Genomic DNA, 21551 nt, shown 5'->3' on the forward strand with positions numbered 1-21551 from the left:
CTGTTCGGGGCCTGGGGCATCGGATATTTCGGGCCGTCTACCCCTCCCGGAAGCCTCGAACGGGCGATCCGGCAAGCATGGCGCTGGCAAAAGGCGCCCGTCGCCGCAAGGCATGCGAGCTTCATCAGGGCGCCGCTCAGACGGCGGAATGTGGCGGCGGTGCGATTTATTTCACAGTCACTTACGGAAGGAGCCGAACAAGTGCACTGGCAACTTAATGCCGTAATGCCGAGCCGGTTGACAGCTTGCGGCGGCCATGCACTTGTCAGATCTCGCTTACGAATTCCCGGGGGAAGCCCGTTTCGCGCGTAAGTCTTGTTAAGCCGCTTGGGGGGGACGTGATGAAGGCAACAAAGGGAGCAGTCGGTCGGGCCCGCCGGTTGTGGATAACGCTGATCGTGGCTGGCTGCTCGCTACCGTTCGCGGCAGCGCAGGCCTTTGAGCTGGGGAATGGCGATGACGGCGCTTCGGGTTCCTCGAGCAGCATCGCCATTTCCAGCAGTAATGGCAACGCTGCCGCTACCAACAACACGAACTACTCGATCGCCATAGGCGGCGACACGGCCATAGGCGCCGGATCGAACTTCTCGAACGCCATCGGCTACGGTAATACCGTCGGGACGAATTCGTCGGCCTCGACGGTTGTCGGCATTCAATCGTCGGTCGGGAATGGTTCCGAAAGTGCGAATGCCTTTGGCCGTTCTTCTGCCGTCGGCAACAACTCGACGGATTCCACCGCGATCGGCACGTCCGCCACGGTCGGAAACGGCTCGGTTGGCGCCTTGGCTTCCGGGCGCAGCGCCACGGTCGGGGACAATTCTTCGGCTGCGACCGCCGTCGGCAACAACGCGGCCGTTGGCACTTTGTCCAACAGCGCCTCCGCGATCGGCGCCAGCGCCACGGTCGGAGACAATTCTTCGGCCGCGAGCGCAATAGGCGTCGGTGCCAATGTCGGCGACGGGTCGGAGTCTGCCAATGCCATCGGCCGCAGTGCCAGCGTTGGCGACGGCGCGACGGATTCCACCGCGATCGGTACGGCGGCTACGGTCGGAGACGGCTCCGTTGGCGCCTTGGCTTCCGGGCGTAGCGCCACGGTCGGGGACAATTCTTCGGCTGCGACCGCCGTCGGCAACAACGCGGCCGTTGGCACGTTATCCAGCAGCGCCTCCGCGATCGGCGCCAGCGCCACGGTCGGAGACAATTCTTCGGCCGCGAGCGCAATAGGCGTCGGTGCCACGGTCGGCGACGGGTCGGAGTCTGCCAATGCCATCGGCCGCAGTGCCAGCGTCGGCGACGGCGCGACGGATTCCACGGCGATCGGCACGTCCGCCACGGTCGGCGACAACTCCGTCAGCGCCTTGGCTTCCGGGCGCAGCGCCACGGTCGGAGCGAACTCCAGCAATGCCTCGGCCATCGGCTCGGCCGCGTCGGTCGGCGACGGCTCGAACTATTCGAATGCGTTCGGCGCTTCGGCGAGCATCGCCGACAATTCCCAATATTCAAACGCCTTCGGCTATCAGGCGACCGTCAACTCGGGCGCCAATTATTCCACGGCCTTCGGCTATCAGGCGACCGTTGGGGCCGGCGCGAGCAACGCGATGGCCTATGGCTCCGGTGCGACCGTCGGGGCGGGCGCCAGCGGCGCAGTCGCGATGGGCTATGGTTCGACTGTCACCACCGCCGGTTCCGTTGCGGTCGGTGCCGGGGCCACCGTGACGGGCCAGAATTCGGTGGCGATCGGCCAGGGTTCCGTGGCCAGCCAGGACAACACGGTCTCGGTCGGCAGTGTCGGCAATGAACGCCGCGTCACCAATGTGGCGGCCGGCATCGCGCCGACCGACGCCGTCAATGTCGGCCAGTTGAACCAGGCCTTTGGCAGCCTGTCGAACCGGATCGGTTCGGTTCAGACCGAGGCGCGGCGCGGTATCGCGGCCACCGTGGCGCTGAACAGTCCGATGATGCCTTCCGCACCCGGCAAGACGACCGTCAGTGGCGGCATCGGTACGTTCAAGGGCGAGGTTGGCCTCGGCATCAACATTGCCCACCGCCTCGATTTCCCGATCCCGGTCATGATCAATGCCGGCTACGCCAATGCCGGTGGCGCCGAATGGGTTGCGAGAGTTGGTGTTGGAGTCGAATTCTAGGGACCCTGGGCTTAGGAAAATCCCGCTGGGATCCGTCATCGAAGGACCTGCATGAAAACATGGATTCAACCCGGCTGTGCTTTGGCCGGGTTGCTGACCTTGCTCGCGGCCGGAACCGCCGCCGCACAGCAGGCTCAGCAACCGCCGGCTCAGCAACCGCCGATACCGCAGGTTCAGCAAACGCCGGCACAGCCGGTTCAGCAGGGGCCGCGCTGGGACAGCCTGCCGCTGATGAAGCTCGAAGCCTATTATCGTGGCCCCCTGATGGATACGGTGATCCAGCGCTGGCGTGATCCGGTCGATGGATCGATCTGCTATCTGTACATGCCGATATCGGCCGAGCATACGCAGACGCCGAATTCGCCCTATGTCCAGTATGGTGCGCACCAGATCGGGTCGATCAGCTGCTTTGCGCAACCAATGGCTGCGCCGGCCGCGGCACCTGCTCCACCGCGGAGCCGGAGTTCGAAACCCAAGGCCCCTGCATCGAAGCCGCGAGAGGCGCCGGCGCAGTAGGATCGCGCACATTGGTTCGCCAGGGTTCGATATAAGGCGGCATCGGCCGCTTTGGCGTATTGCAGCACGGCGCCGGCGCTCTCCTCCGTCGGCAGATCCTCAAGCCGCCTTGCGGAGCCGAGGAAGGGCGCGGTCGCTTGAGTCGGTAGGCAACGCCCCGTCTCCTTTCCCCGCTCGTCAAACCGGACGTGCGGATCCGCCTCCCCTGTTGCCGGCGAGGATCAGCGGGGCTATCTCTTGAACGAGAGCCGAAAACCATTTACCTCCGCGACCTATCCTTCCGTTTTCGATCGGACCGATGCGCGGAGCAGACGTAGCCGGCTCCTCCAGGAAGACCCGCGATTGCCGCCATGACGGAAAAGAAATCGCGACCGGATCGACAGCCGCATTCGGGAGACTTTCCGATCGGCCGACGGCCGACGGTCGCCGATGTTGCCCGAGCCGCCAATGTCTCGTCGATGACGGTGTCGAATGTCGTCAACAAGCGCTTTGGATCGATGGGAAAGGACGTCCGTGCCGAAGTCGAGCGCGCCATCAGCGAGCTCGGTTACCGGCCGAACGCCAGCGGCCGAAGCCTTCGACTGGCAAAGCGGTTCTCGATCGGCATGGTCGTCGTCGACGAATCCCCGACTTTCCTCGCGGACGCCTTCATAACCCGCGTCGTTGCGGGTCTCAGCAATTATCTGAGCCAGCGGGATTACGGACTGGTCGTCCAGGGGATGTCCGCGCGAACCCTGCCGCAATCCGCGCTCGTCCGGCGGCACGAGACCGACGCCCTCTGCGTGCTCATGTCCGGGCCTGCTTCCCGCCGCAGGCGCCTTCTCGAACGGCTCGCAAAGCCTGGGCATCCCGTCGTGGTCCTGCAGGACGTCGGATCGGACAGCGATGGCGTGATCTCCATCCGCCAGGATGATTTCGGCGGTGCGCGCGAACTGGCCCAGCACATGCTCTCAAGGGGAGGACGCGACTTCGTCTTCATGGCGCCGGATGTCGAATGGCCGGCCATCGAGCAGCGTATCGCCGGCGTGACGAGCGCCTTGCAGGGCGATGCCCGCTCGACATTCGCCGTCGTCAACTGCGCGGATGGCGGCTTCTCCGATTCTCAAGCCGCGATCGCCCGCTACGTCGCGCAATCGGGCTGGCCGAACGCCATCATGGGCGGCAACGACCAGATGGGCATCTCGGCGCTCAAATGGGTCATCGACCAGGGCCTGAGGGTGCCGGAAGACATATTGGTCAGCGGGTTCAATGCCTTCGACACCTGGCAATATACCCAGCCGATGCTGACCACCGTGATCTCTCCCGCCTATGAAATGGGGGCGAGCGCGGGGGCCGCCATCCTGGACATGCTGGAGGGAAACCTGCCTTCCGAGCGCCATCGGCTTTTCCCCGTCAAGCTGCAGCCCGGCGGATCGACCTAGCCCGTCGGGGCGGCGATCGCAAATTCCACCGCAGAGGGGCTTGCCAACACAAAAACTCCGGGATAGCGTTAGTTTAACGATAAACAAGGATCGGATGGTGATGTCGCGTTCGGGTTTCCATGGTGTCTATCCCATGATCTATGCCTTTTTCGACGAGGACGGAGAGCTGCTGCGCGCCCCGATCGTCGCGAGCGTCGAAGCGATGATCCGTCATCATGTGAACGGGCTCGCCGTTCTCGGCCTCGCCTCGGAGGTCAACAAGCTCTCGCGGAACGATCGCCTCAAGATGCTCGACTGGGTGATCGAAGCCAATGCCGGCCGGCTGCCCCTGAGCGTCACGGTCGCCGAGAACAATATTGCGAGCCAGATCGAATTCTGCAGGCTGGCCAGGGAGCGCGGCGCGAGCTGGCTCGTGCTCCAGCCGCCTCCGGTCTCTCATATCGGCGAGAAGCAGCTTCTCGAATTCTTCAGTGCAGTGATCGACAAGGTCGATCTGCCGATCGGCATCCAGAACGCTCCCCAATACCTCGGAATCGGCCTTTCCAACAGCGGGCTGCTCGAACTGGCGCGGCGCCACGCAAACTTCCTCGTCGCCAAGACCGAGGGCACGGCGATTGCGATCGAGCGACTGGTGCAGGAGACCGAAGGCCGTTTCGATGTGTTCAACGGCCGGGGCGGCTTTGAACTGCCCGACGTCCTGCGTGCCGGCGCGGCAGGGGTCATCCCCGGCGGCGAAAGCTTCGACTTCTTCGTCAAGATCTATGACGCGATGAAGGACGGCGATGAAGCGCAGGCGGAGCGTCACTACAAGGATGTATTGCCGCTCATCGTGTTCCTCGAAGAGAGCATCGATCATCTCGTGATCTACGGCAAACGCGTTGCCGCTTTACGTTTGGGAGTGGATGCGGGCGGAATTCGCATCCCCTCAACCCTGTGCACCCCCTTCGGACTATCGGCGATACGCCGCTTCGCAGAAGGGATGCCACGCCTCTGAGAGAGGCCGCGGGCTCGGTCGAGCGCGCATCAATCCATCCGGAAACCAGAACGAGGGGAGACAAGACTTTGATCCAGAAGCTGACGCGAAGAAACTTCACGACCATGCTGGTCGGCGGCGTGGCCACATCGCTCGTCGCAGGGGCCGGAGGCGCGCGCGCCGAGGAAGGAGACCTGCTGGCGGAAATCAAGAAACGAGGCTTCATGCGGGTTGGAACCTTCAGCATTCCGCCCGAGGCCTGGATCGATATCGACAGCGGCGAATGGAAGGGCATCGATGCCGACTTCACCAAGGCGATCGCCAAATCGATCGGCGTCGAGGTCGATCCCGTCGTCCTCGTCCATGCGGCCCTCGCCCCGGCGCTGGAGGCGAACCGGGTCGACGTCATCGCCGGTCTCTACCGCACGCCCGAGCGGGAGAAGGTCATGGCCTACAACAAGGAGCCGTTCTGGTACGGCATCGACGTGCTGCTGGCGAACAAGACGGGCAGTATCGCCAAAGTCGAGGACCTGAAGGGAAAGGTGCTGGGCACCGTCCGCGGTTCGGCGCAGGAGCTCGAGGCGGAGGAGCTGAAGAAGCGCTTCGGCGTCACCGAAATCCGCAAGTTCGATGCGGCCGATCCCATGCTGCTCGACCTCAAGGCCGGCCGCCTGGATGCCGCCATCTGGTGGGGCTTCACCTTCGACTACGCAGCCCAGAAGAATCCGGACTATGATTTCAAGGTCGTCGAATATCTTCCGCCCGAATATCTCGGCAGCCCGACCTTGCCGGCCACGCATTATGTTTTCGCGAAGACGGGATCGGGGGCGCTCATCGAGGCCTTCGACAAGGAAATCCGGGCGCTGAAGGCCTCGGGCGAAGACAAGAAGATCATGGCGACGTACGGACTGGACAACCCGGCCTACGTTACCGGCTTGTTCAAGTAGCAGCTCTGACGGGGGCCCGCCCCCGTCAAAACTCCTTCCCAATCCATGCGCAGTAGGATCGATGATCGCGTTTTTCGAGCTCGCCCAGCGATATTTTCCCTACATTCTGAAGGGCGCGGTCGTCACGGTCGAGCTCACCGCGATCGCGCTTGCCGGAAGCGTCGTCCTCGGCCTGCTGCTTGCGATGGCGCGGCTCGGGCAGATCGGATGGCTGAGGGTCGCTGCGGGCGTATACATCGAACTTATTCGCGCAACGCCCGCCTTGTTGCAGCTCTTCATCATCTATTTCGGCCTGACGACGATCAATATCCGGCTCGGTCCGTTCAGCGCAGCCGCGCTGACGCTGGGGTTGATCGGCGGCGCCTATGCGGCCGAGGTCTTCCGCGCCGGCATAGAGGGTGTCGAGCGAGGGCAATTCGAAGCGGCCCGCAGCCTCGGCATGCCGTCCTGGCTGGCGATGCGCCGCATCATCCTGCCGCAGGCCGCGATCCTGGTGCTTCCGCCCTTCACCAATTTCGTCATCGCCATGATCAAGGACACATCGCTCGCCCTGACGATCGCGGTCCCGGAGATCATGTATCGTTCTTACGATGCCGCCAGCCAATCCTTTCGAAGCCTGGAGATCTACGCGATGGCGGGTGTCATCTATGTCGCTATCTGCCTTCCGCTCGCGCAATTTGCGAAGGCCCTGGAACGCAGGAGGGCGCCGCGTTGAACGAGATCATCCGGATCGAAGGCCTCACGATGGCATTCGGCAAGCATGAAGTGCTGCGCGGCATAGACCTGGCCGTGACAAAGGGAGAGAGCATCGCGATCATAGGTCCCAGCGGTTCGGGAAAAAGCACGCTGCTTCGATGCCTCAATCGCCTGGAGCAGCCTTCCGGAGGCAGGACCCTTTTCGAGGGAAAGGAGGTTCTGCCCGCCACCGACATGAATGCCCTGCGTGCACGCATGGGCATGGTGTTTCAGCACTTCAATCTCTTTCCCCACATGACGGCCTTGGGCAACGTGATCGAGGCCCCGATCCATGTGCTCAAGATACCGAGGGCGCAGGCGGTCGAGGAGGGGCGCGCGCTTCTCGGGCGCGTCGGTCTCGCCGATCGGGCCGATGCCTATCCGTCCCAGCTCTCCGGCGGCCAGAAGCAGCGTGTCGCCATTGCCCGCTGCCTCGCCATGAAGCCCCAGCTGATGTTGCTGGACGAAGTGACGTCGGCCCTCGATCCGGAACTCGTCGGAGAGGTTCTTGCCGTCATCCGCGATCTCGCCGAGCAAGGCATGACGATGGTGCTGGTGACGCATGAGATGGGTTTTGCGCGTGACGTGGCCGACAGGGTCATTTTCATGGATGCCGGCCTGATCGTGGAGGAAGGCACGCCGGCCGAGATTTTTTCCAATCCCAGGAGCGACAGGCTTCGTCTGTTCCTGCGCGCCGTGCTTGATCGGGTTCCCGGATAAAAGGGAGCCCACGGAAGGACGGTGGCACTCACCATCATTCCCGAGATCATCGGCAATGCACCGCCCTGGCTTGCTGCAGCTTCGAAAGCAGCGCCGCCGATTTGGTCACGTTCTCCTTGAGATGCGGCAGATTCGGGCAGACCTTCACGAAATCCCGCATCCGCGCGAAAAAGGCGATGCGGGCTTTGGTGACCTCGCACAAGGCGATCGGATTTTTGGCGAGGTTCGGATCCGGGTTGCTCCTCAGCGCCGCCTCCTTGGCGAAGAGGTCGTCCTTCAGCGTTCTCATGTCGTTCCGGAAGCCTTCCACGCGCGGATCGCCGTCGCCGCACGATGCGTCGCGGGCCAAGGCACCGGCTGGAACGGACAGCGCCGGCAAGAGCAGCACAAGCAGGAGAGCCGACGCCGAACGGGTGAGCGAAATCATCAGTCATTCCTCCAGGCGGCCACCACCGATCAGCGGCCGGCGATTCATGGCGCATGGCCCGCACGGTAGGCGGGCGCGGCCGCCGATGAAAGGGGAAGCGGCATCGATCGTCGTTCACGGCTGCCTCGCGCCGGGACTTGACGCCATGAGATCCCGAGCCTTTGAGGCGACAAGGCTTCTCCCTTGCTATTCATCATGCGATCGTAAGCAAAGGGGCGGCCCTCGGCCGCCCGCCGCAGCATCATGGTGCAGGATGATCCGACGCCGGGCCTTGGAAGCCTGTGTCGCCGCAGGCCTTTCCGACAGGATCGACGCGGAGGGCGTGATGGTCGCCATGGCCCGCTCCTCCGACACCTTGCTCGTGTCCTGCGCGGGCATCGTCCCGAAGGACAGCATCCTCTATGCCATGGAAAACACGTCCAGGCAGATCGAAACGAACAAGATCTTCATCTGCGACAGCAACAGCCTCTGGTATTACCGGGGCATACCGGGCCTGACGTCGTCCTTTTCCGATACGGTCGATCTCGTTTCGAGGCTCGTGCGCCGAATCGATGCCAGGCGGACCTTTGCGGTCGGCACCTCCGGCGGCGGCTACATGGCGCTGGCGCTCGCCGCGCTCCTCGGACTGGACAGGGCGCTTGCGATGTCGCCGCAGACATCCCTGGACGCCGGATGGCGAGCGGACCATGGCGACGGCCGGTGGCAGGACAGCATGGACGTCATCCAGGCCGGGCCCGCGCCCCATGACATCCGCGCGCTGATCGCATCGGCGGGACAGACGCGCTTTCACGTCGTCTATCCCCGGGGTGACGCCCTGGATGCGGCCCATGCCGAGCGGCTGGGCGCGTCCCCCAAAGTCCGGCTCTATCCGCTGGAAACATCCGAGCACAATGTCTCGGAGGTGATGCAACAGCGCGGCGTCCTGCAGCCCTGCCTGGAGGCGTTCCTGCAAGGCGGCGACGAGGAGGTGGCGTCCGATCTTCGCAGCGTGCTGGGCCTGTGACGGCCGGGACAAGGTGCCGGTCGGGGGACCGGCACACCGCGGCGGGCGGGTCCCCCGACCCGCCTCGCTCCGCCCGGGCTGGCATGGCTGCGGCGACCGCCGCTCCCCGGGTGCTCACCCTGCCGGGACGGAGGCGCAGGCGCAGGCGCAGGCGCATTCCGGTTCACGGCTCACCTATCGCGGCGAACAGTTCGGCGTCCTCGCCAATGCCGGCATTGGGTGTGGTGAGCAGCGTATCGCCGTAAAAGACGGAATTCGCTCCGGCAACAAGACACAGAATCTGCGCTTCGCGATTGAGACCGGACCGTCCGGCCGAGAGGCGCACCGTCGAGGCCGGCATCGCCAGGCGGGTCGTCGCCACCATCCGCACCAGTTCCAGCGGGTCGATGCGCGGGCGCCTTGCCAGAGGCGTCCCCTCAACCGGAACGAGCGCGTTGATCGGCACGCTTTCGGGGTGCGGCTCCATTCCCGCAAGAACCTGCAGCATCGAGGCCCGATCATGGATCGTCTCGCCCATACCGATGATGCCGCCGCAGCAGAGGTCGATCCCGAAAGATCGCACCGTCGCCAGCGTATCCAACCTGTCCGCATAGGTCCGCGTGGTGATGATCCGGCCGTAAAATTCGGGGCTGGTGTCGAGATTGTGGTTGTAGGCCGTGAGGCCGGCCGCCGCGAGCCGTTCAGCCTGATGCGGCTTCAGCATGCCGAGCGTGACGCAGGCTTCCATTCCGAGCGCGCGGACGCCCTCGACCATTTCGACGACGGCATCGAACTCCTTGCCGTCGCGCACCTGCCGCCACGCGGCGCCCATGCAGAAGCGTTCAGCCCCTGCCGCCTTGGCGGTCGCGGCCCTTGCGACCACGCTCCTGGGGTCCATCAGTTTGTCGCGGTTCATGCCGACATCGCGATGATGCGCCGATTGCGGGCAATAGGCGCAGTTCTCCGGACATCCGCCGGTCTTGATGGAAAGCAGGCTCGCTTTCTGCACCTTGTTCGGATCATGGTGCTGGCGATGCACCGCGTTGGCGCGACCGACCAGCTCAAGTAGCGGCAATTCATGCAGGGCGACGATCTGGTCGGTTGTCCAGTCGTGCCGGATCGCTCCGTCCACCGCCGTCATTCGGCTTTGCCCCGAAGCCGGACGAAGGAAGCCGGCATCGCCATGCCGACGGCCGCCACGGCGCCAATCTTCACCAGATCGCCCAGCAGGAAGGGCAGGACGCCGGCGGCGAGAAGCCGGTCTACGGGGACATAGACCGCGAGCCATGCGGCACCAAACCCGTAGATCGGCAGCATGCCGGCCAACATCGCCACCGAACGGCCCATCGCGCCCTTGCCGGCGGCCAGCATGCCGACCAGCCAGGAAGCGACGAGATAGCCGAGCAGATAGCCGCCGGTCGGCCCGACCATGTAGGCAATGCCGATGCCGCGCTCGGGGGAGCCGGAGAACACCGGCAGGCCCGCCGCGCCGGCCGCGAGATAGGCCAGGAAGATCGAAACCGCGATACGCGGGCCGAAGGCTACCGCGAATGCCATGACGGCCATCGTGTGCAGCGTCATCGGCACAGGCCAGAACGGGATCTGCACCTTGGCGGCAAGCGTCATCAGCGCCGCTCCGGCAAGGACGGTCACGACCGTGCGCGTCGATAGTCGGGAACGGGATCGGGTGAGGAGCAGGGCGGCGTTCGCCATCTGAGGATCCTTGTGCGATATTATCTATAATTTACTATATCTATCGCTAATTGAATCCACAGATCTACGATTTCGGCAAGAGCTAATGATAAAAGGCGGGAAATATCTCGGCTCACCAGCGAGATCGCGCACCCTCCCGCCGCGATTCCGAAAAAGCCTCTCGGCCTGAAAATCGGCTGAACACGACGGCTTCCAGGCGAGGGCGACCTGGATCAGCAAGTTCCGGGGTTATTGCCGGTGGTGTGGGCAGCTGCCGATAATCACCCGGAACCAACCCATCGTCGAACCGTCCTGATTGGCTGCTCCGGCGGCTAACGAGGCGTTTTCTGCCCCATGGTCTGCACGTGGCGCGCAAGCACATTGGCTGCAGCCTCCGCCTGTCCTGCCCTCAAGGCATCCAGGATAGCGCGATGATCGCGGTCGGTGGGGGCTTCCCATTCGGCACGCCAGCCGGAGAAAAGGAAGCGAGCGCTCGCCGTCTGCAGGTCGTCAATGGCCTTCAACAGGCGCGGCATGCCACAGGGGGCAAGAAGGATGCGGTGAAAGAGTCGGTTGGCTGCTTCCCATTGTTGGACGTTCCGAGCGCGATCGCCGACCCTATTGGCCTCCTCTGCCTGATCGAGAATGGCCTTGGTCAAGTGTGGAGCGGCATTGCGCAGCGCCAGCGCTTCGAGGGCAGCCCGCATCTCAGCCACCTCCCGCACCTCTTCAGGACTGAAGCTTGCAACACGCACCCCCCTGCGCGGCTCGCTTACAACAAGACCTTGCGCTTCCAGCCGCCGAAAGGCTTCCCGTACGGGCACATGGCTTGCGCCGAACTCGTCGGCGATGTGATCCTGCCCGAGGCGGGATCCGGGCTCAAGCGCCCCGGCGATGATGCGATCGGCCAGAATCCTGCTGATCCGAACGGCAATCGTGTCGTCTTTAGCTGTCACCATGTTTTATAGATAATTCGAATCCGCTCCGCCGTCGAGAAGCCCTGGTCTGTGCGGGAAGCTTCTCGCCGCTCCTGAAGCACATGCGACTTACGATGAAGCAGCGCTTCACAGGCGGGAACGCCGGTGAAACGCTGCAAGGCTCTTGAAGGGACGCCGTGGCGCCCGAAGACGACTCGGGGGGTGTGGCACCGGTCGGGAGACCGGCACACCGGTGGGCTGGTCCCCCGACCCGCCTTGTCGCGATGGACGGCCGGGCAGCCTCCTCACCACCCCGCCCGGGCTTCGTCCGGATGGGCATCGATCAGGGTTGCCATGACGAAGGACAGCGCGGCCGCCAGCATCAGGTAGAAGGCGGGCGCCAGCCGGTCGCCGGTCGCCGCGATCAGGGCGACGGAGACCAGCGGCACCGTGCCGCCGAAGATCGACAGCGACAGGTTGTAGCCGACCGACAGGCCCGAGCAGCGGACATGCTTGGGGAACGCCTCGACCATGAAGGCGGGGCAGGCGCCCGCGAAGCAGGCGACGATCAGCCCGAAGCTCGCGAGCCCGGCCAGGATCAGCGGCAGGCTCGGCTGGCTGATCAGCCAGAACAAAGGCCAGGCCAGCAAAGCGAGCAGGCCCGAGCCCAGCAGCAGCAAAGGCTTGCGCCCGATGCGGTCGGAGACGATGCCGGAGGCCGGCAGCGCGGCGAGCAGCACGACGAGGGCGAAACTGTCCAGCGCCAGCGCCTCGGATTCGGCGAAATGATGCGTCTGCAGCAGCCATGTCGTCATGTAGATGAAGCACATGTAGAAGCCGACGCCGTTGACGAGGTTGAAGCCGATCACCTTGAGGATCGTGGTCCATTGCGTGCGGAAGGCGTCGCGGATCGGCGACATTTCCGCCCCCGTGGCCTTCACCTCCGGCTCCTTGGGCAGCCGGCGGCGGGCGATGAACACCAGCGCGCCGATGGCGACGCCGGTGAGGAAGGCGGCCCGCCAGCCCCAGGATCCCGCGGTCTGCGGCGGCAGGATGGCGGTGATGGCGGCGCCGACCAGCGATCCCAGCAACAGGCCGCCGATGGAGCCGAGCGGCGCATAGCTGCCCAATCGTCCGCGGCGGGACGGCAGGGCCTCCTCGACCAGCAGCACCATCGATGTCGTGTATTCGCCGCCGACCGCCAGGCCCTGCAGCAGGCGCAGGGCGACGAGCAGGGCCGGCGCGGCGATGCCGATGGTCTCGTAGGTCGGCAGCAGGCCCATCAGCAGGGTCGGCACCACCATCATCAGCACGGAGGCGACGACGGCGGCGCGCCGTCCCCGGCGGTCGCCGATATGGCCGAAGACCAGCCCGCCCAGCGGCCGGGCGATGAAGCCCACCGCGAAGACGCCGAAGGAAGCGAGCAGCGAGACGGTGGGATCGTGGGCCGGAAAGAATTGCTGGCCGATCGCGGCGGCGAAGAAGCCGTAGACCCCGAAATCATACCATTCCATCACATTGCCGGCGAGGCCGGCGATCACCGTGCGGCGCTCGGAGGTCTTGATCTGCAGGTTCAGCTCATGCGCGGTCCGCACGATCGCCCCGCCGATGAGGTCGAGCCGGCCGAGCTGCTCGATGCGCGGCTTGACCGCCTTCAGCTCCGCCGGCTTGAAGAAGCGCTCGAAGACGAAGCAGGCGTCGGCCAGCGCGACCAGGGCGGCATCCTCCGGATGGGGAATGTCGTCGTTGAACAGCAAAGCGAGGAGGCGGCGCTTGGCCTCGGGACGCTCCTGCCCGGCGGCGACCGGATAGCGCCGATCGTGCAGGACCCAGAGGAAGCTCTGGTCCCGGCGATAGAGGATGCCCTTGGCGCAGAGGCTGGCCAGCGCCGCCTCGCGCATCGCCGGGGCCTTGGGGGCGAGCCTGACGATCCACGCCCTCGGATCGAGCCGCGCCGGCTCGGCGGCGATCTCGGCGAGGACCCTGTCGAGGACCGGGTCGCCCGTCGGCGTGGGGTCGGCCACCCAGAGCTCGCGCAGGTCGGAATCGATCCGTCCCTGCAGCGACAGGTCGATCAGCGCGGCGCCGGCGACGCCGCAGGTCAGATAGACCTCGGGCACCTCGTCGAACTCGCCGCCGGCATCCTCCAGCGTCAGAAGCAGCAATTCCTCGATCAGGCTGACATGTTGCATAGGACCCCCATCCCCTCCCCCGACGCTTCTTGTGTTGTCGCGACGTGACGGCCGGGAATCACGAGGCGCCCGCCGATGCTACTCAAAACGCAGGCGCTTGCCGCGTCCCCAGATGGCGGAAACCGCCGGTTGCCGCATATATTTCGAAGGGAGTGCGCCTCAAGCCGTCATCCCGTGCGCGCCGCACCCCGCAGGGGGCGGTGCAGACACGGGACCGCATGCGGAGGGAGCCTCTTCCGGGGGACGGTCCCGGATCTGCGGCGCATCGCTCCCGCGCTGCGCCGCGTCCGGGATGACGCGGCGCGATACCCCCTCCCCCTCCTTGCCCATCTCGCCCAGATCAGCTAATTTCCTTCGCCTTAACGTTTAGCTAAACGCTAAGTACGGGACAGACCGGCACAGCCGGCAGCCACAAGGAGGAACGCGATGTACACCAAGCAGGCCCTGCGCGAGCTCGGCGTCACCGGATCGGACTTCACCGACGACCAGCGCCGGTCGCTCGAGGAGAACGGCTTCTTCATCCAGACCGGCGTCTTCTCGCCGGAGGAGGCCCGGGAAATGGCGGAGGCCTTCGACGACCTCCACCGCAAGGAGGGCGAGCGCGGCGGCCACGAGGTGCATGTCGAGCCGGGGGCGCCGCGCGTCTCCAACCTCTTCAACAAGACCGACGCCTATGACCGCTGCCTCGCCATCGCGCCGGTGCTGGCGGCCTCGCACCATCTCCTCGGCGAGTTCAAGCTGCACGGCGCCAATCTGCGCGACCCGCTGCCCGGCAAGGGCCACCAGGACCTGCATGTCGACGTGCCCAAGCTGTTCGAGGACGATTGGTGGGTGCTGAACGCCATCGTCACCTTCGACGACATGACGGCCGACAACGGCCCCACCCGCATCGTGCCGGGCTCGCACAAATGGCATCCGATCAACGTGCCGCATGTCAACCAGGGCGACTGGGAGCCCGCGCCCCTCACCCCCGAGGAGGAGGCGCGCACCCCGAAGGATCTCGCCGCGCCCTATCCGGGCGAGCTCCACGTCACCGCGCCCAAGGGCTCGGTCATCGTGATGAACTCCTCGATGTGGCATGGCGGCACGGTCAACCGCAGCGGCGAGCGGCGCCGGGTGCTGCACCTCACCTATACGCGGCGCGACCTCCCCCAGCAGCTGGTGCAGCGCGACTATCTGACGGAGGGCCTCTACGACCGCATGAGCCCGGCGCAGCGCTTCCTGATGGACATCGAGGAACTGCCCGCCGACGCCCCGGCCCAGCGCTCGGCCCGCAAGGCCGGCACCGGCACCGACGGCCATTGGTGGCGGTAGCCCTCCCGGGTGCGCGGACGTCCCGTCCGCCCTTGCCCGCCGCCTCGGAAACCCGTGCCCGGTCAGCCGCCTTCTCCCGGGTCGGGAGAAGGTCCGGCAGGGGATGAGGGTCTAAACCCTGGAGAACGAAACCCACGCTATTCTTTGCAGGGCTTGGCGCCTATTTTGCAAGATTTGGCGCCTATGAAGCGCCCAGACTGCATCCCGGCGTTTATGGTGTGCAGGAAGGAAGAGCGGACGGGACGTCCGCGCACCCGGGAAGAAATCACCCGATGCCGACCATCCGCGACGTCGCCCGCCTCGCCGGGGTTTCCACCGCCACCGTCTCGGCGACGCTGAGCGGGGCCTCCTTCGTCAGCGAGGCGCTGCAGGCCCGCGTGCGCGAGGCGGTGGAGACGCTCGGCTATTCGCCGCACGGCATCGCGCGCAGCCTGAAGAGCGGCTCCTCGCGCCTGCTCGGCCTGATCATCCCCGACGTCACCAACCCTTTCTTCACCGGGCTCGTGCATGCGGTGGGCCGGCTCGCCCGGGCCGACGGCTATGCCATGCTGCTGTGCGACACCGGCTTCGACCTCGCCCGCGAGCGCGAGATGCTGGCGCTCCTGCGCATGCAGCGGGTCGACGGCATCGTGCTCTGCCCGGTCGGCGGCGGCGAGGACTATGCCGGCGCCTTCGCCATCGGCCGGGGCACGCCGATCGTGCTCGCCGACAGCGCCCCGGCGGGCGCGCCGGTCGATGCCGTCGTCATCGACAATTGCGCCGCCTCCTTCGCCGCGACCGCGCATCTCATCGACCTCGGCCACACCGCGATCGCCACCGTCGCCGGCCCGGAACGCGGCCTGCCCGGCCAGGAGCGCGCCCGCGGCTTTGCGGCGGCGCTGGCGGCGCGCGGCCTCGCCGCCGACCCGCGCCTCATCGTGCACGGCGATTTCAGCGAGGCGGGCGGCGCCGAGGCCGCGGCCGGGCTGATCGGGCTCGACCCGCGGCCGACGGCGCTGTTCGTCGCCAACAACCAGATGCTGGTCGGTGTCATGCGCTGCCTGCACGAGGCCGGCCTGTCGGTGCCCGCGGACATCTCGGTCGCCGCCATCGACGACTTCCCCTGGGCCAGCGCCTTCCGCCCGGCTTTGACCACCGTACGCCAGCCGATCGACGACCTCGCGGCGAACGCGGTGCGCCTGCTGCGCGCGCGCATGGCGGGGGATCGCGGAGAGCCGCAGCGCATCGAGCTGGCGGCGACGCTGGTGGTGCGGGAATCGGTGGGGCGGGTGGGCGAGTGGGCCAGTTGAAAGGATCTCCATAGAAGCCGGCAATTGAGATATTGCCGATCGGCGGTGTGGGAAGGGCTCCTTCCTAGGGATATCCGGCCGCTGGAGTCTGCCTGCACGGAAGGAGTATCAAATTACCTTTAGAAAATTCGTTCTTTATTTGTTCCAATTTTCGTGTACCCTTATCGCCTGCAGCGACGAAGTGTCATTCCCAACCTTGGAGCATTTGGAGTTTTCGATGCGTTTGTGGCACTCATTGTCTAGGGATGGCTATGCCAGTGCACATGATTCGCGGGGTGCGCTGCAGGCCAATGGGGCAATGATCGGTCAAGCAAAATCACAGCGGATCCGTGATCCGCTTCATAATTTGATTGAATTTAACACTGGGCAATTTGAACAGACGATGTGGCGCGTTCTACAAACCCAGAGCTGGCTCGGGAAAAACGGACAGGACCGATAAGTGGAATTTGGCCCTGAACCTGGCATAGGATGCCAAGAACAGGAGCGACGATGACGAGACGAGCACGCCGGAACCATGGCCCGGCTTTCAAGGCGAAAGTAGCCTTGGCGGCGATCAAGGGCGAGAAGACGCTGAATGAGTTAGCTCAGCAGTTTGATGTCCACACCAACCAGATCAGTCAGTGGAAGACACAGCTTCTTGAAGGGGCAACCGGGGTATTCGGTGCGGGTGGCACGGCCGTGCCAGCTTCGTCCGGGGTTGATGTCAAAACCCTCCATGCCAAGATCGGGGAGTTGACGCTTGAGAATGATTTTTTAGAAGGAGCGCTCACCAAGGCCGGCCTTCTGAGCGCAAGAAAATGATCGACCGCACGCACGAACTTCCGATCACTCGCCAAGCCAAGGCTTTGGGACTGGCGCGAAGCAGCGTCTACTATCTGCCCCGTCCTGTGCCGCCCGCCGACCTTACCCTGATGCGGCAGATCGACGAGCTGCACCTTGAGCATCCCTTCGCCGGTTCTCGCATGCTGCAAGGTCTTTTGGCTGCCGATGGGCACCAAGCCGGACGGTTGCACGTCGCCACGCTGATGAAGCGCATGGGGATAGAGGCAATCTACCGGCGACCGAACACCTCGAAACCAGCGCCGGGACACAAGATCTATCCCTATCTCCTGCGCGAACTGCCGGTGACCAAGCCCAATCAGGTCTGGGCGATGGACATCACCTACATCCCGATGCGGCGTGGCTTTGTCTATCTGGCAGCCGTGGTGGATTGGTTCAGCCGCCGCGTGCTGTCCTGGCGGCTCTCGATCAGCATGGAGGCGGACTTCTGTATCGAGGCGGTCGAGGAGGCTCTGGTGCGTTATGGCAAGCCGGAAATCTTCAATACCGATCAAGGCAGCCAGTTCACCAGCGAGGCCTTCACCGGCTTGCTGATCAAGAACGACATCAAGATCAGCATGGATGGCAGGGGCGCCTGGCGCGACAATGTCTTCGTCGAGAGAATTTGGAGGTCGGTGAAATACGAGGAAGTCTATCTCCACGCCTACGACACGGTGTCCCAGGCCCGCGCCTCGATCGGCCGATATTTGATTTTCTACAATACCCGCAGACCCCATTCGAGCCTTGACCGGAAGACACCCGATCAGGCCTACTTCAGCCAGCCAACCCCAATCCCGGCCGCGGCATAATACGGGCTGAAATCCACTTATCCGGCAGGGCTAAGCTGTCCAAACAAACCGAGCCAACTCTCCCGCCCATTCCAACGTCTCCGCAGAATTCGCCAGCTTGGTTTTTCAGAATTCGTATTCCCTGGTGCAACTCATACGCGGTTTTCACACTCCGTTGGCGTGTTCCACATTGCACGCGCTCTGATGGCAGTAATAGAAAGCGATCCGGCCAACCGAACGCATCAGTCCCTTGTAGCTCTTGCGGCTGCGTTGGTCCACGATCTGGGCCATGGGATGTTTAGCCATGCATTTGAAGATATCGGCAAGAGAATTAACCTTCCGATGGCTATACACGAAAATGTAAGCGATGCTCTTGTCCGAGAATCGGAGATTTCAGAGGTTCTTAACCGTGAATTGGGTCGCGGCTTTTCGGAAGAAGTGGCCGACGTAATTCGGAACAAAAATCCTGGCAATTTGTTTGATTCTGTTGTTTCGAGTCAATTCGATGCAGACCGACTAGATTATATGCAACGTGACCGATTGATGACCGGTGTCCAGGGGAGTGGGGTGGATGCAACATGGATCCTCGCTAATTTGGAAGTAGGCACCGTACGCATTAATGCGGATGAGGAGGAAGCGGGTGAAGTCAAAACACTCGTTCTCGGCCCTAAGGCGTTTCATGCAGCGGAGCATTATGTTTTATCACTTTTTCAACTATACCCGAATGTTTATCTACACAAAACAACACGGGGAGCAGAAAAAATATTTTCCTCTCTCATTTTGAAACTTTACGGCCTTGTACAAGATGGCCGAAACGATTTGAGTGGCCTACCAGATAACCATCCCATAATTTTATTTCTCTCTAACCCGAATGCTATTGAGAATGCATTACTTTTGGATGACGCATTATTTTGGGGAAGTTTGCACTTTCTGTCAAACTCGAAAGATAAGCTCGTCGCGGAATATGCAAGTCGACTTGAGGGCAGACGCTTACTCAAATGTATCGACGTTCGCAGACAAATTGAGGGTCAAATTCCCGTGAGACGTGGAATGACACCTGAAGATCGACAGGAGCGCGAGGCGAAAATTACCATAAAAGTAAAGACGATTATGAAAGAAATCACAGCCAGATCGATAGAACGAGAAAGAAATAAGGAACGACAAATCTTAATTGATGAATATCGGCGATCTCCTTACAAGAAATTTCAGGATTCTCAAACACCACTGAATCAAATACTGATACGCCATGCAGGCGTGATAGAGGATATGGCTCACCTTTCATCTGTTGTATCTGGCGCAGAGTCTTTTGAGGTTAACCGTGCTTACGTTAGCGAGGATGATACTGAAGGTCGCACTATGATCGCAAGCATCATACAGAATTCTGTTGGAGAAGTCTAATGTCAGCCTATGATCTTCATGAGAGAGCCGCGTCTATTGTTTCGGATGCGGGCGGTGAGCTGATCGGACGCACTCGTCTTCAAAAGGTTGCATATTTAAGCCGGTTAGCTGGTTTTTCTGATGAGTTCGAATTTGAATACCGGCATTATGGCCCATTTAGTGATGACCTCGCAGACGCAATGAAATTGGCAACAGGCCTTAAGTTGGTAACGGAAGAGGAGCGTCGGACTGATTGGGGCGGATGGTATTCTGTTTTCACCACAGTTCAGCAAGACGGAGTGAGAAACCTCGAGCGAGCCAATTTTATTTCTGCCGCAGCCAGAATAGGAGCTATCGAGCTTGAATTGGCAGCTACTGCGGCATTCCTTTTCGAGGTTGAGGGGTTTGGGAAAGATGGGAAGGATGACCCCTGGGAAGAGACAGCCCGTCGGAAGCCGGAAAAAGCCGGAAACGGACGCCTTCAAAAAGCTAGGATCGCTTTTCGTAAGCTTAGAGAGATCCCGACACCTATCCCACTTCCCGAAATTGTATAGTGCGACATAAGCTCGATTACCGAGACGAGCCCTCGCGGCACCTGTACATCCTCGCGGGATCCGCTGTTAGCACCAGCGATATCGATGAAGGTCGAGATAAGGCGCAAATCCTTCAGATGGTAGCGTGAGGCATATTCGTCGCAGGTGAGGAGGCGGCCAACTCGGTGCAGGGTAACCAAAAGTTTCGCTGCGACGATGTCGATGCCTCCCTCGTCGCGGCACGCGACCTCTCGCTCCCCCCCCTCACCCCCGCGTCGGATCGATCAGGAACTTCTCCCCCGTCGCCTTGCGCTCATAGGCGCGCAGCACGTCCGGCTTCAGGGCCTCGGCGAGGCCGATCACCCGCGTGTAATGGCTCGCGAAGGTGGTGGTGAGTTCGTCCGCCACCCGCCGGCGCAGCCGGGCCTCGATGTCGGGGCCGGCCTTGCGCAGGAAGGGGAAGAGCAGCCATCCCGAGACGCTCCACTGGGAGCCGAAGCCGGCGCGGTCGAGCATCGTGGGGCCGGCGGCGAGGCTGCCATAGACGTAGAGCTGCTTGAAGACGTCCGAGCCGTAGCGGCTATACGCCGTCATCCCGCGCAACGCCACGCGTTCCATGGCCTGGAGGATGTCGCTGCCCAGCGTGCCGCCGCCGGTGGCGTCGAAGGCGATGGTGGCGCCGGTCGCCTCGATCGCGTCGGCGAGCCTGTCGGCGAAGCCGGGCTCGGTGCTGTCGAGGACATGGGTCGCGCCGATCGCGAGGAGGATGCCGGCCTGGGCCGGGGACCGCACGATATTGACGAGCGGGATGCCGTCCGCGAGGCAGATCTTCTGCAGCATCTGGCCGAGATTGGAGGCGGCCGCGGTGTGGACGATCGCCTTATGCCCCTCGCGCCGCGCGGTCTCGACGAAGCCGAGCGCCGTGAGCGGGTTGACGAACATCGAGGCGCCGTCCATGGCGCTGGCGCCGTCGGGCAGCGGCATGACGTCCTGCGCGCGGATGCGGCGATAATCGGCATACATCGCGCCGCCGAACATGCCGACGCGCCGGCCTTCCAGCGCGCGCGCCTCCCGGCCGGCGGCGACCATGGTGCCGGCGCCTTCGTTGCCGACCGGCAGCGACTGGCCGAGCCGCCCCCGGATGCCGGGCAGGCGCGCCTCGGGCACCGTCAGCGTGAGCGACGGCGTGCCCGCCCCGCCGGTCTCGACGAGCGTCGACACATCCGCCGGCCCGAGCAGCAGGCCGATGTCGCTGGGATTGAGGGGGGCGGCCTCGACCCGGACGATCACCTCGTCATCGCCGGGATCGCCGACCGCGACCTCCTCCAGCGATAGCGTGAGCGTGCCGTCCTCGCGGATGGTCGAGCGCATCTGGCGTCCGGTGCGTGTCATGGTCGTTTCCTCTCGGGCCAAACGGGATGGCGGAAGAGCGTAGACCCTGGGACCGCAGGCTTCCAGCCTGCCCTTTCCTGAACCGTCGCGTTTCCAAGAGCAGGCGGGACGCCCATATGCGCTAACATAACGGAAATACCCGCCTTCTCCCGGTTCGGGACACCGCATTTCCTTTGGAAATGCTTGAGGTCCCGGCAGGGGGATGAGGGTCTAAACTTCAACGCAGATAGCTCAATAGTCGCGCTGGAATTGCAGAAGTCCAGACCCTCATCCGGCGCTTCGCGCCACCCCCAGCATTTCCGCAGGAAATGCGAAGTCCCGCATGGGAGAAGGAAAATCGCGCTATTGTCGGCAAAGTTAGCGCATATGGGCG

Annotated in this window: 19 protein-coding genes; 13 read left to right on the forward strand and 6 right to left on the reverse strand. The window is 63.5% G+C overall.

Going from position 1 to position 21551, the window contains the following annotated elements; genetic code table 11:
- Positions 1–341: 341 nt before the first annotated feature.
- The 7 genes from J3R73_RS28305 to J3R73_RS28335 all read left to right on the forward strand — a co-directional run bounded on the left by J3R73_RS28305 (position 342) and on the right by J3R73_RS28335 (position 7456).
- Entirely contained in the window at positions 342–2144 is a 1803-nt protein-coding gene (locus tag J3R73_RS28305) for a YadA family autotransporter adhesin (protein WP_307435253.1), read from the forward strand.
- Positions 2145–2195: 51 nt separating this feature from the next.
- On the forward strand, positions 2196–2660 hold the full coding sequence (locus J3R73_RS28310; RefSeq protein WP_307435259.1) for a hypothetical protein: 465 nt from the start codon (positions 2196–2198) through the stop codon (positions 2658–2660).
- Between the two features lie 350 nt (positions 2661–3010).
- Positions 3011–4081, forward strand: coding sequence for a LacI family DNA-binding transcriptional regulator (locus J3R73_RS28315; protein WP_307435262.1), 1071 nt, complete (start codon positions 3011–3013; stop codon positions 4079–4081).
- Between the two features lie 94 nt (positions 4082–4175).
- Positions 4176–5075, forward strand: a complete 900-nt coding sequence (locus tag J3R73_RS28320) for a dihydrodipicolinate synthase family protein (protein ID WP_307435265.1) — start codon at positions 4176–4178, stop codon at positions 5073–5075.
- A gap of 68 nt (positions 5076–5143) precedes the next feature.
- A complete protein-coding gene (locus J3R73_RS28325) occupies positions 5144–6001 on the forward strand; it encodes a substrate-binding periplasmic protein (RefSeq protein WP_307435268.1) in 858 nt (285 codons plus the stop codon).
- Between the two features lie 61 nt (positions 6002–6062).
- Positions 6063–6716 carry an amino acid ABC transporter permease gene (locus J3R73_RS28330; RefSeq protein WP_307435271.1) on the forward strand — a complete coding sequence of 218 codons (654 nt, stop codon included), beginning with the start codon at positions 6063–6065 and terminating at the stop codon, positions 6714–6716.
- A 29-nt stretch (positions 6717–6745) separates the two neighbouring features.
- Positions 6746–7456, forward strand: a complete 711-nt coding sequence (locus J3R73_RS28335) for an amino acid ABC transporter ATP-binding protein (RefSeq protein WP_307437761.1) — start codon at positions 6746–6748, stop codon at positions 7454–7456.
- A gap of 46 nt (positions 7457–7502) precedes the next feature.
- On the opposite strand, the gene J3R73_RS28340 is transcribed toward J3R73_RS28335, so the two are convergent.
- A complete protein-coding gene (locus J3R73_RS28340) occupies positions 7503–7883 on the reverse strand; it encodes a hypothetical protein (protein ID WP_307435275.1) in 381 nt (126 codons plus the stop codon).
- A gap of 325 nt (positions 7884–8208) precedes the next feature.
- On the opposite strand from J3R73_RS28340, the gene J3R73_RS28345 reads away from it, so the two are divergent.
- Complete coding sequence (locus J3R73_RS28345) at positions 8209–8886, forward strand: hypothetical protein (RefSeq protein ID WP_307435278.1); 678 nt, start codon at positions 8209–8211, stop codon at positions 8884–8886.
- 163 nt (positions 8887–9049) lie between these two features.
- Here the strand turns inward: J3R73_RS28345 and bioB are convergent, their stop codons facing one another.
- The 4 genes from bioB to J3R73_RS28365 all read right to left on the reverse strand — a co-directional run bounded on the left by bioB (position 9050) and on the right by J3R73_RS28365 (position 13666).
- Complete coding sequence (bioB, locus tag J3R73_RS28350) at positions 9050–10006, reverse strand: biotin synthase BioB (RefSeq protein ID WP_307435281.1); 957 nt, start codon at positions 10004–10006, stop codon at positions 9050–9052.
- Positions 10003–10578, reverse strand: a complete 576-nt coding sequence (locus J3R73_RS28355; protein WP_307435284.1) for a biotin transporter BioY — start codon at positions 10576–10578, stop codon at positions 10003–10005. Before J3R73_RS28355 ends, bioB begins: the two co-directional genes overlap by 4 nt.
- Positions 10579–10889: 311 nt before the next feature.
- Positions 10890–11516: a GntR family transcriptional regulator gene (locus tag J3R73_RS28360; protein ID WP_307435287.1), complete on the reverse strand. Its 627-nt coding sequence runs from the start codon at positions 11514–11516 to the stop codon at positions 10890–10892.
- 263 nt (positions 11517–11779) lie between these two features.
- Positions 11780–13666, reverse strand: a complete 1887-nt coding sequence (locus J3R73_RS28365; protein WP_307435290.1) for an MFS transporter — start codon at positions 13664–13666, stop codon at positions 11780–11782.
- 426 nt (positions 13667–14092) lie between these two features.
- On the opposite strand from J3R73_RS28365, the gene J3R73_RS28370 reads away from it, so the two are divergent.
- The 5 genes from J3R73_RS28370 to J3R73_RS28390 all read left to right on the forward strand — a co-directional run bounded on the left by J3R73_RS28370 (position 14093) and on the right by J3R73_RS28390 (position 19807).
- Positions 14093–14980: a phytanoyl-CoA dioxygenase family protein gene (locus tag J3R73_RS28370; RefSeq protein ID WP_307435293.1), complete on the forward strand. Its 888-nt coding sequence runs from the start codon at positions 14093–14095 to the stop codon at positions 14978–14980.
- A gap of 272 nt (positions 14981–15252) precedes the next feature.
- The gene (locus J3R73_RS28375) at positions 15253–16269 is read left to right on the forward strand and encodes a LacI family DNA-binding transcriptional regulator (RefSeq protein ID WP_307435295.1); all 1017 of its coding nucleotides are present in this window, start codon (positions 15253–15255) and stop codon (positions 16267–16269) included.
- Positions 16270–16758: 489 nt separating this feature from the next.
- Positions 16759–17897, forward strand: a protein-coding gene (locus J3R73_RS28380) for an IS3 family transposase (protein ID WP_307421818.1) whose coding sequence is annotated in 2 segments (ribosomal slippage) — positions 16759–17026 and positions 17026–17897 — 1140 coding nt in all. Because the reading frame shifts where the segments join, the coding sequence is not laid out codon by codon here.
- An 87-nt stretch (positions 17898–17984) separates the two neighbouring features.
- Positions 17985–19274: an HD domain-containing protein gene (locus J3R73_RS28385; protein ID WP_307437765.1), complete on the forward strand. Its 1290-nt coding sequence runs from the start codon at positions 17985–17987 to the stop codon at positions 19272–19274.
- Positions 19274–19807 (forward strand): hypothetical protein, encoded by a 534-nt coding sequence (locus tag J3R73_RS28390; RefSeq protein WP_307435298.1) that lies wholly within the window; start codon positions 19274–19276, stop codon positions 19805–19807. Before J3R73_RS28385 ends, J3R73_RS28390 begins: the two co-directional genes overlap by 1 nt.
- Before the next feature lie 243 nt (positions 19808–20050).
- Here the strand turns inward: J3R73_RS28390 and J3R73_RS28395 are convergent, their stop codons facing one another.
- Positions 20051–21178 carry a zinc-binding dehydrogenase gene (locus J3R73_RS28395; protein ID WP_307435302.1) on the reverse strand — a complete coding sequence of 376 codons (1128 nt, stop codon included), beginning with the start codon at positions 21176–21178 and terminating at the stop codon, positions 20051–20053.
- Positions 21179–21551 lie beyond the last annotated feature (373 nt).

Origin of the sequence: Labrys monachus, assembly GCF_030814655.1 — a bacterium.
Taxonomy (GTDB): domain Bacteria; phylum Pseudomonadota; class Alphaproteobacteria; order Rhizobiales; family Labraceae; genus Labrys; species Labrys monacha.

What these genes read in the sequence shown, in the direction of transcription:
- J3R73_RS28305 (WP_307435253.1), top strand. Translation starts at nt 342, where the DNA reads ATGAAGGCAACAAAGGGAGCAGTCGGTCGGGCCCGCCGGTTGTGGATA.
- J3R73_RS28310 (WP_307435259.1), top strand. Translation starts at nt 2,196, where the DNA reads ATGAAAACATGGATTCAACCCGGCTGTGCTTTGGCCGGGTTGCTGACC.
- J3R73_RS28315 (WP_307435262.1), top strand. Translation starts at nt 3,011, where the DNA reads ATGACGGAAAAGAAATCGCGACCGGATCGACAGCCGCATTCGGGAGAC.
- J3R73_RS28320 (WP_307435265.1), top strand. Translation starts at nt 4,176, where the DNA reads ATGGTGATGTCGCGTTCGGGTTTCCATGGTGTCTATCCCATGATCTAT.
- J3R73_RS28330 (WP_307435271.1), top strand. Translation starts at nt 6,063, where the DNA reads ATGATCGCGTTTTTCGAGCTCGCCCAGCGATATTTTCCCTACATTCTG.
- J3R73_RS28335 (WP_307437761.1), top strand. Translation starts at nt 6,746, where the DNA reads ATGGCATTCGGCAAGCATGAAGTGCTGCGCGGCATAGACCTGGCCGTG.
- J3R73_RS28340 (WP_307435275.1), bottom strand. Translation starts at nt 7,883, where the DNA reads ATGATTTCGCTCACCCGTTCGGCGTCGGCTCTCCTGCTTGTGCTGCTC.
- J3R73_RS28345 (WP_307435278.1), top strand. Translation starts at nt 8,209, where the DNA reads ATGGTCGCCATGGCCCGCTCCTCCGACACCTTGCTCGTGTCCTGCGCG.
- bioB (WP_307435281.1), bottom strand. Translation starts at nt 10,006, where the DNA reads ATGACGGCGGTGGACGGAGCGATCCGGCACGACTGGACAACCGACCAG.
- J3R73_RS28355 (WP_307435284.1), bottom strand. Translation starts at nt 10,578, where the DNA reads ATGGCGAACGCCGCCCTGCTCCTCACCCGATCCCGTTCCCGACTATCG.
- J3R73_RS28360 (WP_307435287.1), bottom strand. Translation starts at nt 11,516, where the DNA reads ATGGTGACAGCTAAAGACGACACGATTGCCGTTCGGATCAGCAGGATT.
- J3R73_RS28365 (WP_307435290.1), bottom strand. Translation starts at nt 13,666, where the DNA reads ATGCAACATGTCAGCCTGATCGAGGAATTGCTGCTTCTGACGCTGGAG.
- J3R73_RS28370 (WP_307435293.1), top strand. Translation starts at nt 14,093, where the DNA reads ATGTACACCAAGCAGGCCCTGCGCGAGCTCGGCGTCACCGGATCGGAC.
- J3R73_RS28375 (WP_307435295.1), top strand. Translation starts at nt 15,253, where the DNA reads ATGCCGACCATCCGCGACGTCGCCCGCCTCGCCGGGGTTTCCACCGCC.
- J3R73_RS28390 (WP_307435298.1), top strand. Translation starts at nt 19,274, where the DNA reads ATGTCAGCCTATGATCTTCATGAGAGAGCCGCGTCTATTGTTTCGGAT.
- J3R73_RS28395 (WP_307435302.1), bottom strand. Translation starts at nt 21,178, where the DNA reads ATGACACGCACCGGACGCCAGATGCGCTCGACCATCCGCGAGGACGGC.